The organism is Microbispora sitophila (assembly GCF_014892245.1).
GTDB lineage: Bacteria > Actinomycetota > Actinomycetes > Streptosporangiales > Streptosporangiaceae > Microbispora > Microbispora siamensis.
The window spans coordinates 100,185-112,672 of the sequence record NZ_JADBGC010000026.1 but is presented as its reverse complement, the minus strand read 5'-3'; the positions used below and the strand labels follow the sequence as shown (position 1 = coordinate 112,672).

12 protein-coding genes are annotated in these 12,488 nt (G+C 72.9%); 8 read left to right on the top strand and 4 right to left on the bottom strand.

Features of this window, described 5'->3' with window-relative positions; translation table 11 throughout:
- The first annotated feature begins 1 nt into the window (after position 1).
- From IL992_RS36490 to IL992_RS36460, 7 genes are read left to right on the top strand one after another with little or no spacing between them, the layout of a single operon-like run.
- Entirely contained in the window at positions 2-985 is a 984-nt protein-coding gene (locus IL992_RS36490) for a sugar ABC transporter substrate-binding protein (protein ID WP_193207868.1), read from the top strand.
- Positions 979-2,490, top strand: coding sequence for a sugar ABC transporter ATP-binding protein (locus IL992_RS36485; protein WP_193207867.1), 1,512 nt, complete (start codon positions 979-981; stop codon positions 2,488-2,490). Before IL992_RS36490 ends, IL992_RS36485 begins: the two co-directional genes overlap by 7 nt.
- Positions 2,480-3,751 (top strand): ABC transporter permease, encoded by a 1,272-nt coding sequence (locus IL992_RS36480; RefSeq protein WP_193207866.1) that lies wholly within the window; start codon positions 2,480-2,482, stop codon positions 3,749-3,751. The genes IL992_RS36485 and IL992_RS36480 overlap by 11 nt, the downstream gene beginning before the upstream one ends.
- Positions 3,748-4,212, top strand: a complete 465-nt coding sequence (locus IL992_RS36475) for a VOC family protein (protein WP_193207865.1) — start codon at positions 3,748-3,750, stop codon at positions 4,210-4,212. The genes IL992_RS36480 and IL992_RS36475 overlap by 4 nt, the downstream gene beginning before the upstream one ends.
- Before the next feature lie 50 nt (positions 4,213-4,262).
- Positions 4,263-5,105, top strand: coding sequence for an amidohydrolase family protein (locus tag IL992_RS36470; protein ID WP_193207864.1), 843 nt, complete (start codon positions 4,263-4,265; stop codon positions 5,103-5,105).
- A gap of 1 nt (position 5,106) precedes the next feature.
- Positions 5,107-6,192, top strand: coding sequence for a Gfo/Idh/MocA family protein (locus IL992_RS36465; protein ID WP_193207863.1), 1,086 nt, complete (start codon positions 5,107-5,109; stop codon positions 6,190-6,192).
- Entirely contained in the window at positions 6,189-7,190 is a 1,002-nt protein-coding gene (locus IL992_RS36460; protein ID WP_193207862.1) for a LacI family DNA-binding transcriptional regulator, read from the top strand. Before IL992_RS36465 ends, IL992_RS36460 begins: the two co-directional genes overlap by 4 nt.
- Positions 7,191-7,211: 21 nt before the next feature.
- Here IL992_RS36460 and IL992_RS36455 read toward each other — a convergent pair whose 3' ends face one another.
- Entirely contained in the window at positions 7,212-8,573 is a 1,362-nt protein-coding gene (locus IL992_RS36455) for a sensor histidine kinase (RefSeq protein WP_193207861.1), read from the bottom strand.
- Complete coding sequence (locus tag IL992_RS36450; protein WP_193207860.1) at positions 8,573-9,247, bottom strand: response regulator transcription factor; 675 nt, start codon at positions 9,245-9,247, stop codon at positions 8,573-8,575. Before IL992_RS36450 ends, IL992_RS36455 begins: the two co-directional genes overlap by 1 nt.
- Before the next feature lie 134 nt (positions 9,248-9,381).
- Here IL992_RS36450 and IL992_RS36445 point away from each other — a divergent pair, with 134 nt between their 5' ends.
- Positions 9,382-9,870 (top strand): hypothetical protein, encoded by a 489-nt coding sequence (locus tag IL992_RS36445; RefSeq protein WP_193207859.1) that lies wholly within the window; start codon positions 9,382-9,384, stop codon positions 9,868-9,870.
- 132 nt (positions 9,871-10,002) lie between these two features.
- Here the strand turns inward: IL992_RS36445 and IL992_RS36440 are convergent, their stop codons facing one another.
- Together IL992_RS36440 and IL992_RS36435 are read right to left on the bottom strand one after the other, a co-directional pair.
- Complete coding sequence (locus IL992_RS36440) at positions 10,003-10,776, bottom strand: ribonuclease HII (protein WP_193207858.1); 774 nt, start codon at positions 10,774-10,776, stop codon at positions 10,003-10,005.
- 296 nt (positions 10,777-11,072) lie between these two features.
- A complete protein-coding gene (locus IL992_RS36435; protein ID WP_193207857.1) occupies positions 11,073-12,488 on the bottom strand; it encodes an MFS transporter in 1,416 nt (471 codons plus the stop codon).

Below are 12,488 nucleotides of genomic sequence, written 5' to 3'. Positions count from 1 at the left end.
AATGAAGAAGGCACTCTTCGTCGTGGCCGCCCTGGCGGTCGGCGCGACGGCCTGCGGCGGCTCCGGCGGCGACGGCGCCACCCAGGCCGCCTCGGAGAAGAAGGAATACACGATCGGCGTCTCCAACCTCGGCCTGAGCTTCCCGTTCCCCTCCGCCATCGGCAAGGGCATCAAGGACGAGGCCGCCAAGCTCGGCGTGAAGATCACCGAACTGGACGCCCAGGGCAAGGCCGACAAGCAGAGCAACGACGTGCAGGACCTCATCGCGCAGCAGCCGGACGGCGTGCTCCTGCTGCCCGTGGACTCCGGCGTCGCCCAGGGACTCGCCGACAAGCTCAAGGCGTCGAACATCCCGACCGTGGCCGTCGCGTCCCAGGTCGGCGATCCGAAGACCCGTCAGCTCAAGGACGTCTACCCCGGCCTGGTCGCGCTCGTCACGCAGGACGAGCCCGCCGCCGGGGGCAAGGCCGGCGAGATCGCCGCGCGGATCCTCCCCGAGGGCGGCAAGATGGCCGTGGTCGAGGGCGCGGCGGGCTTCGCCGAGGTCGTGCTGCGTTACCAGGACTTCCCGAAGGCCGCCGAGGCGAAGGGCGCGAAGTTCGAGGTCGTGGCCCGCCAGCCCGGCGACTGGGTGCAGGACAAGGCCCAGTCGGCCTGCCAGAACATGCTCGCCTCCAACCCCGACGTCAAGCTGTTCTACGCCGAGTCCGACGACATGGCGGTCGGCTGCGCCAAGGCCGTGAAGTCGGCCAACTCCACCGCGAAGATCGTGGGCATCGGCGGCAGCAAGCTCGGCGTCGACGCCGTCACCTCCGGCGACATCGCCGGCACCGTCTGCTTCAAGCCCGAGGACCTCGGCAAGCTCGCCCTCGACACGCTGTACAAGCACCTGACCGGCGAGCAGAAGCAGGACGCCGCCTTCGTGACGTACGACACCCCGGCCATCACGAAGGACAACGTCGCCGACTGCACGCCGCAATGGTAGACACCCCGCTGCTGTCCCTCGAGGGCGTCGGCAAGTCGTTCCCCAACGGCACCGTCGCCCTCCGGGGGGCGCGGCTCACGGTCCTCCCCGGCAGCGTGCACGGCCTGGTCGGGGCCAACGGCGCGGGCAAGTCCACGATGATCAAAATCATCGCCGGGGCGCACGCGCCGACGGCGGGCACGGTCCGCTGGAAGGGCGAGGAGGTCGTCTGGCGCGACCCCGGCGCGGCCAGGAAGGCCGGCGTCGCCACGATCATGCAGCACGTCCCGCTCGCGCCCACGCTGACCGTGCTGGAGAACGTCTTCCTCGGCGCCCCCGGGCCGTGGCGGCTGCCGCGCGCCCGCCGCCGGGAGTTCGACCGGCTGCTCGAGCGGGTGCACTACGCGATCGACCCGGACGCCGAGGTGGCCGGTCTGGCCATCGGCGAGCGGCAGATGGTCGCCATCCTGCAGGCGCTCGCCATCGGCGCGAACCTCGTCGTCATGGACGAGCCGACCGCCTCGCTGGCCGAGGGCGAGCGCCAGGTGGTGTTCGACGTGGTGCGCAGGCTGTCGGCCCAGGGCACCGCCTTCCTCTACGTGTCGCACTTCCTCGACGAGGTGCTGTCGCTCACCGATCGGGTGACCGTGCTGCGGGACGGCACCGTGGTGGAGGAGGGCCCGACCGTCGCCTACGACGAGGACCGGCTGGTGCAGGCCATCGTCGGGCGGGACCTGCTCGCGGCCGAGCGCCGCGCCCCGGCCCCCGTCGCCGCCGACGCCCCGGTGGCCCTCGCCGTACGGAACCTCAGCTCGCCGGCCGGGGTGCGTGACGTGTCGTTCGAGGTGCGCCGCGGCGAGGTGGTCGGCATCGCGGGCCTGCTCGGCTCCGGCCGGTCGGAGATCCTGCACGCGGTGTACGGCGCGGACTCCCGCGCCCGCGGCCAGGTGCTGGTGGACGGCCGTCCCGTGCGGCGCGGCCCACGGGCGGCGGTCGCCGCCGGGATGGCCCTCGTCCCCGAGGACCGCAACGCGCAGGGCATCGTGGGCGCGTTCCCCATCTGGAAGAACATCTCCCTGCCCGACCTCGCGTCGCTGTCGTCGGCGCGGGCGCTGCCCCGGGAGGCGGCCGAGGCCGAGCGCGCCGAGCGGGCCATCCGCGACCTCGGCATCGTCTGTCCCGGCCCCGACGCGCTGGTCACCGAGCTGTCCGGCGGCAACGCGCAGAAGGTCGTGTTCGGCAAGTGGCTGTACGGCGGGGCCCGGGTGTTCATGCTCGACGAGCCCACGGCCGGAGTCGACGTCGGGGCGAAGGCCGACATCCTCGACCTGGTCCGCAGGTTCGCCGCCGAGGGCGGCGCCGTGCTCGTGGTGAGCAGCGAGTTCGAGGAGATCCTCGCGGTGGCGACGCGCGTGCTCGTCGTGCGCGAGGGCCGGATCGTCGCGGAGCGACCGGCGCACGAGACATCCGAGGAGGAGTTGCTGATGCTGGCCAACGGATTCGGAGGTGCGCACGATGCCGCCTGAGAGCGCGGGAGGCACCGTGGGAGGCGCGGCGCGCGGGAAGACGTTCGGCGCCCGTGCCGCCGCCGCGCTGCGCCCCGGCAACGCGGGCGTCGTCTACGCCCTCGTGCTGATCGTGGCCGTGCTGACGCTGCTGTCGAGCCAGATGGGGCGGCCGAGCTACCTGTCGCCGACCAACGTCATCAACATCCTGGACCAGTCGTCGCTGGTCGCGATCCTCGCGGTGTTCACCACCGTGGTGCTGATCAGCGGCAACTTCGACCTGTCCATCGCGTCGGTGTCCGCCTTCGGCGCGGCGATGGCGCTCAGCCTGGTCGGCTCGCTCGGCCTGCCGCTGGCGATGGCCGTCGCGCTGGCCGCCGGGCTCGTCTGCGGCGCGGTGAACGGCCTGATCGTGCAACTGGTCGGCATCAACGCGTTCATCGTGACGCTGGGCACGATGACGGCCGTACGCGGCCTGGTGCTGATCCTGACCGACGGCCGCACGATCACGGTGAAGGACCCGGAGTCGCAGCGGGCGCTGATCGCGCTGCAGTCGGGCTACTGGACGGTGCCGCACATCCTGGTGATCCTCGGGGTGGCGGCGCTGGTCATCGGCGCCGTCGTGGCGCTGCTCGCCCGCCGCTCCGGAGGCGGTCCGCTCAAGGGCGCGGTGATCGCGGCGGCCGGGCTGGTCGTGGCCGTGCTCGACCCCGTGCTCGGCTTCGAGCTGCGGCTCAGCAAGCCCACCTACTACCTGATCGTCATCGCCGGCGTCACCTGGGCCGTGCTGCGTTACACGGTGATCGGCCGCCGCCTGTACGCCGTGGGCAGCAACGCGGAGGCGGCCCGGCTGTCCGGCATCAACGTCAATCGCTACCGGATCGGCGCGTTCGTCCTGAACGGGCTCGGCTCGGGCTTCGTCGGCGTGCTGTTCGCCGCGAAGCTGCTGGCCATCAACCCCACGGGCCTGCAGGGCACCGAGCTGACCGTGCTCGCCGCGGCCATCCTCGGGGGCACCTCGCTGTTCGGCGGGTTCGGCAGCGTGCTGAAGTCCGTCGTCGGCGCGCTCATCCTGTTCACGCTCGACAACGGCTTCAACGTGCTCAACCTGGGCGCCAACTACCAGGGCGTGATCGTCGGCACGGTCGTCATCGTCGCCGCGGCCATCTACACGATCGCCGGCCGCCAGCGGCAGGTCCGCAGGGTGCGCGACTCGGGAGCCGCACCGCAACCGCCCGAGGAGTCCGGCGTGGAGCCGGAGAGACAGGAGTCGCTGCGATGAGAGGCGTGTGGCACTTCTCGTTCACGGTCGCCGACCTCGACAGGTCCGTCGCCTTCTACCGCGACCTGCTCGGGTTCGCCCTCGTGCACCGGCAGGACCAGGACAACGACTACACCCGCAGGCTCGTGGGCTACCCCGACGCGGTGCTGCGCATCGCCCAGCTCGCCGTGCCGGGCCAGCCCCGGGGCGTGTCCACCCACGACCTGGAGCTGGTGGAGTACGTACGGCCGAGAGGGGAGGCGCGCGACCCGGCCAGGCACCTGCCCGGCGCGGCGCACCTCGCGCTCACGGTCGAGGACGCGCTCGCCGAGCACGCGCGGCTGTCGGCGGCCGGGGTACGGTTCGTCTCGCCGCCCAACGCCATCACGGCGGGGATCAACGCGGGCGGCTACGCCTGCTACTTCCTCGACCCCGACGACATCACGCTGGAGCTGGTCCAGCCGCCGTTGACAGGCCGCTGACCCGCGTCTAGCTTGTGCAGGCTCAACCGATTGATCTTGAGGAGGAGCGGATGCCCGTCATCGATGCGCATCAGCATTTCTGGAACCTGGAGACCGGTTCCTACCCCTGGCTGACGCCCGAGGCCGGGCCGATCTATCGCACCTTCGAGCCGGAGGAGCTGATCCCGCAGCTCGCCGAGGCCGGGGTCGAGCACACGGTGCTCGTCCAGGCGATGGACTCCTACGCCGACACCGACGCGATGCTCGCACAGGCCGACGCGTACGACTTCGTGGCGGCCGTGGTCGGCTGGGTGCCGCTGGAGCGGCCGGACGAGGCGGCGCAGGCGCTGGGGCGCTACGGGAGGCGCCCGAAGTTCGCCGGAGTCCGCCACCTCATCCACGACGACCCCGACCCCGACTGGCTGCTGCGCGACGCGGTGATCGAGGGCTTGGGGGTGCTCGCCGAGGCGGGCCTGCCGTTCGACGTGGTCGCGGTGCTGCCCCGCCACCTGGAGCACGTGCCGGTGCTGGCCGAGCGGATCCCCGGCCTGCGGATGGTGATCGACCACCTGGCCAAGCCGCCCATCAAGGACAAGGGCTGGGAGCCGTGGGCGGGCCTGATCGCCCGCGCCGCCGAGTATCCCCAGGTGTACGCCAAGGTGTCGGGCCTGAACACCGCCGCCGATCCGGAGAGCTGGACGGCGGACGACCTGCGGCCGTACGTGGACCACGCGATGGAGCTGTTCGGCCCCGAGCGGCTGATGTTCGGCGGCGACTGGCCCGTCTCGATCCTCGCCGGCGACTACGCAACGGTGTGGCGCGAGACGAACGTGCTGCTCGCCGGCCTGTCCGAGGCCGACCGCGCGGCCGTGCTCGGCGGCACGGCCGCCCGCTTCTACCGAATCGAGGTGTGACGTGCTGGACGTCTTCGCGCCGATCGCGGCCGCCGCCGACCTGGCGATCCCCGAGGCGCACCGGCTGCCGATCGCGATCGTGGGCGCCGGGGCGATCGTCGACGTGGCCCACCTGCCGGCGTACCGGAAGGCCGGACTGGAGATCGCCGGGATCTTCGACCTGAACGCGGAGCGCGCCCGCGAGGTCGCCGGGCGGCACGGCGTGCCCCGCGTGTACGGCTCGCTGGAAGAACTGCTCGCCGACGAGCGGGTGGCCGTGGTGGACATCGCGGTGGCGCCGAACGCACAGCCCGGCATCGCGAGGGCCGCGCTGGAGGCCGGCAAGCACCTGCTGTGCCAGAAGCCGTTCGCGCCCGACCTCGCGACCGGGCGGGAGATCGTCGCCCTGGCCGCCGAGCGCGGGCTGAAGGTGGCGGTCAACCAGCAGTTGCGCTTCGACGAGGGCATCGCCGCCGCCCGCGCCATGGTGAGGGAGGGCTGGATCGGCGAACCGACGGCCATGACCTTCACCGTGAACATCTTCACCGACTGGAGCGCCTGGGACTGGCTCGTCTCCACCGACCGGCTGGAGATCGTCTACCACTCCATCCACTACCTGGACGCCATCCGCTCGATCCTCGGCGACCCCGAGACGGTGTTCTGCACCGGCAGCCGTACGGCGGGGCAGGTCGCCAAGGGCGAGACCCGCACGATGAGCGTGCTGGTCTACCCGGGCGACGTGCGCGCGCTCGTCCACGCCCACCACGAGAACCGCACCGGCGACGACGAGGCGGCGTTCCGCATCGACGGCACCGAGGGCGCGATCAGGGGCACCCTCGGGTTGCTGTACGACTACCCGCACGGCCGCCCGGACACGCTGGAGGTCAGCAGCCGCGTGCTGCCCACCGACGGCTGGCTGCCCTACCCGGTGACCACCCGGTGGCTGCCGGACGCGGTCGCCGGGCCGATGGGGTCGCTGCTGGCGGCGATCGCCGACGGCGGGGAACCGGAGACTGCGGCGGCCGACAACCTGGGCACACTCCGTCTCATGGAGGCGCTGTACCAGTCGATGGAGACCGGCGAGAGCCGGCGGCCGGGGGCGTTGTGAAGCGCGCCCGGGTGACGCTCGCCGACGTCGCCGCGCTGGCGAAGGTCGACCGTGCCGTGGTCTCGCGGGTCGTCAACAACGATCCCGCCCTCAGCATCCGGCCGGAGACGCGCGAGCGGGTGCTGGCCGCGGTGGCGCAGCTCGGCTATCGTCCCAACGCCGCGGCCCGCAGCCTGCGCACGGCCCGCGCGCACATGTTCGGCCTGTTCCTGCCCGACTTCGCCAACCCCGTGTACGCGGAGATCATCAAGGGCGCCGAGGCGGCGGCGGCCGGCCTCGGCTGCGTGCTGGTGACGGGCAGCTCCACCGGAGCCGGACTCGGCGGCTACATGGACCTGCTTGGTCAGGGCCGCATCGACGGCCTGCTGCTGGCCGGGGCCGAGGGGGAGTCGGAGCTGCTCGCGCAGCTCGACCGGATGGCCGTGCCGTGGATCATGCTCAACCGCCGGAGCCCGGCCGTCAAGCGCTACGTCATCCTCGACGACGAGCGGGCCGCCCGGCTCGCGGTCGAGCACCTCGTGGGGCTCGGGCACCGCAGGATCGCTCATCTGGCCGGTCCCGAGGGCGCCGACACCGCGCTGCGCAGGTCGGCGGGGTGGCGCGCGGCCATGCGTGACGCGGGCCTGCCCGACGGCCCGATCGTCGCGGCCGACTACACCCCGGCCGGCGGGGCCACGGCGATGGCCGCGCTGCTCGCCGCCCCCGAGCCGCCGACCGCCGTCTTCGTCGCCAACGTCGCCTCCGCGATCGGCGCGATGGAGTCCGTACGCGAGGCGGGGCTGGACATCCCCCGGGACGTCTCGATGGTGGCGGTGCACGACCTCGACCTGGCGAGCTACCTCGCGCCCCCGCTCACGACGGTCCGCATGCCGCTCGCCGAGCTGGGCCGTAGGGGTGTCGAACTGCTCGGCAGCCTCAAGCCGGACGACAGCGTGGCCGAGGTGCTCGACGGTCCCATAGAGCTGATCGCCCGCCGCTCCACCGCCCCGCCGGGCTAGGTGTACTCGGGGCGTTTCCCGTCAGACAGGCGAAAGGAACACGCCTTGAGCCGGGAGCCGTACGGTGAAGCACGCGCCGCCGCCGGGGGAGTCGCCGATGACGACGATGCCGCCGTGCCGGGCGGCGATCTCCCTGACGATGGCCAGGCCAAGGCCCGAGCCGCCGGCGTCCCTCGTCCGTGCGTCGTCCAGCCGGGTGAACCGGTCGAAGACGGCCTCCCGGTCCTCCGGAGGGATGCCCGGCCCGTCGTCGCGCACCTCCAGCAGCGCGCCCGCCTTCTCCGCCAGGACCCGCACCTCGACGGCCGACGAGGCGTGCCGTACGGCGTTGTCGACGAGGTTGGTGACCAGGCGGGCGAGGTGGTGGCGGGAGCCGTGCACCACGACGTCGGGATCGGCCGTCACCCGCACCGTCACTCCCGTCTCCGGGCGCGGGCGCAGCGCCTCCTCCGCCGCCACCTGGCCGAGGTCCACCTCGTCGGCCCGGGGCGGCTCCCCGGCGTCGAGCGCGGCGAGCAGGAGCAGGTCGGCGGCGAGCGCCTGCAGCCGCCCGACGTCCGCCAGCGCCTCGCGGGCCGGCTCGTGCCCGGAGGCCAGCTCCAGCCGCGTACGCACGGTCGCGATCGGGCTGCGCAACTCGTGGGCCGCGTCGGCGACGAACCGCTTGTGCTGCCGCACCGCGTTCTCCAGCCGGTCGAGCGTGGCGTTGACCGTACCGGCGAGGGCCGCGATCTCGTCCCCGCTGCCCGGCACGGGCACCCGCCGGTGCAGGTCGCGGGTCGTGATGTCGGCCAGTTCGGCCCGGATCGCGGACACCGGCGCCAGGGCCCGGCCCACGGAGAACCAGGTCATCGCGGCCACCACCAGCAGCAGGGCCGGAATGCCGAAGACCAGCAGCCGCCCCAGCGTCGCGAGCGCCTCCCTGGCCGGTTCGAGGGACGTCCGCGCGACGACGGTCAGCGGGCCCTCGCCGGTCTCGACCGTGGTGCGCGCCGTCAGGTAGCCGTCGCCCGCCCAGTCGGCGCCCGGCGTCTCGGCCGGGACCCCGACCCGCACGTCCGGGTCGGAGACGGAGGTTCCCTTCTCCGCGGCCGCGCCGCTCAGGCTGCGCTCCGGGGGCTCGCTCTCCTGCGTGCCCGATTGCCCGTGCGTGCCCGGGCTCCCGTACGGGCCGGCGGCCGGTGAGGCGGGGACGGCCAGGACGGCGGCGACCTGCGCGGCCCGCCGGTGGGCCTGCGCGGCCGTGCTCTGCTCCAGGCTGGCCCGCAGGACCGCCGTCAGCACGGCCGCCGCGCCGCCCAGGGCGACGGCGACGATGGCGGTGGCGGCGACCGTCGCGCGCAGCCGCACCGACCAGCGCGCGGGCGGGCGCGGGCGGGGCATCACCGGTGCCCGTCGAGCCGGTAGCCGGCTCCGCGCACGGTGACCAGCGACGAGCGGCCGAAGGGTGCGTCGATCTTGCGGCGCAGGGCGCTGATGTAGACCTCCACGATGCTCGGGTCGCCGTCGTAGGCGAAGTCCCACGCCTGCGCGAGCAGGTCGGCCTTGGACACCACCTCGCCCGCCCGCCGCGCGAGGGCGTGCAGCACGGCGAACTCCTTCGGGGTGAGGCAGACCTCCACTCCGGCCCGGCGGCAGCGCATCCCGGCGGGGTCGATCGTGAGATCGCCGACCGTCAGCGAGACCGGGCGCTCCCGGCCGCCCCGCCGTACGAGGGCGCGGAGCCGGGCCAGCAGGACCACGTAGGAGAAGGGCTTGGACAGGAAGTCGTCGGCCCCGGTATCCAGGGCCTCGGCCTCGTCGTACTCCCCGTCCTTGGCGGTCAGCATCATGATCGGCGTCCAGTCGCCGGCCTCGCGCAGGCGGCGGCACACCGCGTACCCGTTCAGCCGTGGCAGCATGACGTCGAGCACGATCGCGTCGTAGGAGTTCTCGGTGGCCATCCACAGGCCCTCGGTCCCGTCGCAGGCGATGTCCACGGCGAACCCCTCGTCCGCCAGGCCGCTCTTCACGAGCTCGGCGAGCCGCCGCTCGTCCTCCACCAGCAGCACACGCATGCCCCACACCATCGCAGGCGGCACCTGAAGCCACGCTAAAGATCCTTCAGGCGGCTTCAGCGTGGCTTCAGGTGCCCGTCGGCACCGTCGTCTCCGTACGGCCCCGCGCGGGGCCGGAAGAGGAGGAGACATAGATGATCAATAAGCGCATGCGGGCGGGGCTGGTGGCGATCGGGCTGGGGGCTGCCCTCGCCGCCACGCTCACCGCCGCCGCGAACGCCGGCGAGACCCCCGATCACAGGACCGGGGTTCCGGGGACCGCCTCCTGCCCGCACAGAGTGAATGTGGTGGAGAAGGACGGCAAGCTCCTGGTCGACGACGGCTCGGGCCTGCGGGAGCTGAAGCCCGGCGACCGGGTGCGTGCCGTCCCGGCCATCCCCGCCGAGCCCGGTGCGGACCTGGGAGCGCCCGGCACCACCGCGAAGGGCACGACCGAGAGCGCGCCCGACGCCCCGGACAAGGGCACCACCGAGAGCGGCACGGCCGAGAGGGTGGCCCCCGAGAAGGCGGTCCCCGAGAGCGAGGCAACTGCGGAGAAGGGCGCGACGGAGAAGGGCACGGGCGGGCACCGCGCGCGGACCACCGTCGCGGTGACCTGCGCCGTCCCGCCTCAGGCCGACTGACCGCCGACGTCTGAGCGCCCCGCCGGGCCCGCGTACGGGCACCCCGGCGGGGCACTTCGGCCCGGGGAGGATCCGCCTGCCGAACGACTTCCGGGGGTCGGCTCTTTCGGGTTCGATGGTAATCCCGGGGCGTCAGAGGAGGGTCATCTGGCCGGAGCCGGCGAGGGGGTCGCGGTGCTTGCGCAGGTGCCGCCACTGGGGGAGGTCGTCGAGGTAGGACCACGACAGCCGATGGTGCGGGGTCGGCCCAGCCTCCGCCAGCGCCTGCTGGTGGACGGGGGAGGGATAGCCGGCGTTGGCGGCGAAGCCGTACGCCGGGTGCTCCTCGCCGATCTCCGCCATCAGGCGGTCGCGGTGGACCTTGGCCAGCACCGACGCGGCGGCCACCGACACCGACCGCTGGTCGGCCTTGACCTCGCACCGCACCCGCCACGGCCGGCCGAGGAAGTCGTGCGCGCCGTCGAGGAGCACCACGTCGGGCCGCAGCGGCAGGGCTTCCAGCGCCCGGCACGCGGCCCGGCGCAGCGCCTCGGTCATGCCGACCTCGTCGATCTCCTCAGGCGCCGAAGCGCCGTACGCGTGGCAGGTGAGCCAGCCCGGCAGGACCTCGGCGAACGCCTCCCGCTGGGCCGGGCCGAGCAGCTTGGAGTCGGTGAGCCGGACGGTGCGCTCCCCGCGTCCGGGCAGCTCGGGCGGCGGGCCGAAGGCGGTGACGGCGGCGCAGACCACCACCGGGCCCGCCCACGCGCCGCGGCCGACCTCGTCCACGCCCGCGACGTGGACCGCCCCCGCGGCACGCAACTCGTCCTCGATCTCGTATCCGGCCGCCCGGCGCGGCGGCGCGGCGGGCGCGGGTGCAGCGCCGGGTTCGGCCCCGGGCTCAAGCCCGGGCAGGGCGTCGGTCATCCCCTCATCCTTCCAGAGCAGGCCCCTGCCACTTCGGCTGAGTTCAACTCCGATGCCGTCCGCTGTACCTGTCGACCCCCAGCCGTGCAGATCACGTCGAATCGCAGAGATCTGGGCATCAGCCGGGAGATGCTCTGGTTGTGGTGCGCCAGGCTCATTGCGGCGGGCACAGCGCCGGCCAGCGCGCACGCACTTGCGCGGCCCGCTACCTTCAGCGAACGTGGGAAGAGGAACAAGCCGGCTCAAGGCCCGGATCCGGGACCTGGAGCCGGAGTATGACATCCTGCGCTGGGCGGTCAGGTATGTCGCCGGGGAGGCGAACTGGTGAGTCGCTCCAGTTCGTCGCCGACCACGCGAGTGCCTTCGGCGTGAAGGGATTGTGCCGTGCCCGTTCCGTGTCGCGTTCGAGCTTTTACCGGTGGCGTGCGTCCGCGGAGCTCTCCGAGCCGAGTGCGACGCACCACCACGTTGCGAGTAGGTGCGGGCGTCGGACATCCGCCTGGCCGGGTGGCGGCACGGGCCAATGGAATCGCCACGGCGACGCCCGCCGCGCACAACCAGACGATCGCGCGTAGACCGAGAATTCCGCCGAGGAGTCCCCCCGCCAGCCCGCCGAGGGTGATCGCTCCCTGCGTGACGCAGGTGACGACGGCGTTGACGCGTCCGACGACGTGCTTCGGGCTGTCGTTCAGCAACACGGCGCCCAGACAGGTCGCGATCAGTACGCCGAGGACACCGCCAAGAAGCGTGCTCGCCGCCACCAGGACGGTCGTCGCCCCGCCTGTGTGGGGCGCCAGGGCGAGCAGCGCGAACTCCGCTGGCATGGCCGAAACGGCGTACCGCAGCAGGCGACGCTCGCCGAGCCGGCGAGCCACTCTGCTTGTCATGCCTCCGGCGGCCAGACCACCGACGCCGAAGCCCGCAGTCAGGACGCCGATCAGGGCTCCCGGGACGGTCAGCTCCCTCGTCAGGTAGAGAACCTGTATCGCCAGGTAGACGGTGCTGAAGAAGTTCAGCGTTACCGTGCATCCGATGAGCCTGCGAAGCGCGCGATCCTCGGCGCTCACCCGCAGCCCCTCAGCCGTGTCGCGCCACAACCCCTGGGAGATACCGGGCCTGTGCCGCTCCGCCCCCCGCAGCAGGCGCAGCAGGCAGGCCGAGATGAAGAACGCCAAGGCCTCGGCCGACAGCGCGAACGGCGGACTCAGGAACGCCAGCAGAAGACCCGCGAGGGCCGGCCCGCCGACCGCCGCGAGGGACAGGGCCACCTGCATCCCCGCCACCGCCTCCGTGCGCCGCGTTGGGGGCACCACGGATGTGAGGTGCACGAAGCCAGCCGCGCGGAACACCACGCCGCATGCGCCCACCATCAACACGACCACGATCAGCCACCACACGGTCAGTACGTCCGCGGCCCAGGCCAGCGGCACCGTGACGACTGCGGCGGCGGACAGCAGGTCACACGCGATCATAAGGGGCCGGTGCCGGGCGAGGCGGTCGGCGACGGCCCCAGCGTGGAGACCGACGGCGAAGTACGGCAGGGAAGCGGCCGCGGTGAGCACCCCCATATCGAACGAATCCGCCTGGAGCAGAGTGACCGCCGTTACCGGCACCGCCACTCGGGAGACCTCGGCGCCGAAGAAGGAGATCGTACGGGCGGACCAGAGCAGCCGGTAATCGCGCTGCTGCCGCAGCGGAATGTCGGTTGACAT

Bases quoted from the DNA above. Each gene is read 5' to 3' on its own strand.
- IL992_RS36490 (WP_193207868.1), top strand. From the start codon at position 2: ATGAAGAAGGCACTCTTCGTCGTGGCCGCCCTGGCGGTCGGCGCGACG.
- IL992_RS36485 (WP_193207867.1), top strand. From the start codon at position 979: ATGGTAGACACCCCGCTGCTGTCCCTCGAGGGCGTCGGCAAGTCGTTC.
- IL992_RS36480 (WP_193207866.1), top strand. From the start codon at position 2,480: ATGCCGCCTGAGAGCGCGGGAGGCACCGTGGGAGGCGCGGCGCGCGGG.
- IL992_RS36475 (WP_193207865.1), top strand. From the start codon at position 3,748: ATGAGAGGCGTGTGGCACTTCTCGTTCACGGTCGCCGACCTCGACAGG.
- IL992_RS36470 (WP_193207864.1), top strand. From the start codon at position 4,263: ATGCCCGTCATCGATGCGCATCAGCATTTCTGGAACCTGGAGACCGGT.
- IL992_RS36455 (WP_193207861.1), bottom strand. From the start codon at position 8,573: ATGCCCCGCCCGCGCCCGCCCGCGCGCTGGTCGGTGCGGCTGCGCGCG.
- IL992_RS36450 (WP_193207860.1), bottom strand. From the start codon at position 9,247: ATGCGTGTGCTGCTGGTGGAGGACGAGCGGCGGCTCGCCGAGCTCGTG.
- IL992_RS36445 (WP_193207859.1), top strand. From the start codon at position 9,382: ATGATCAATAAGCGCATGCGGGCGGGGCTGGTGGCGATCGGGCTGGGG.
- IL992_RS36440 (WP_193207858.1), bottom strand. From the start codon at position 10,776: ATGACCGACGCCCTGCCCGGGCTTGAGCCCGGGGCCGAACCCGGCGCT.
- IL992_RS36435 (WP_193207857.1), bottom strand. From the start codon at position 12,488: ATGTCAACCGACATTCCGCTGCGGCAGCAGCGCGATTACCGGCTGCTC.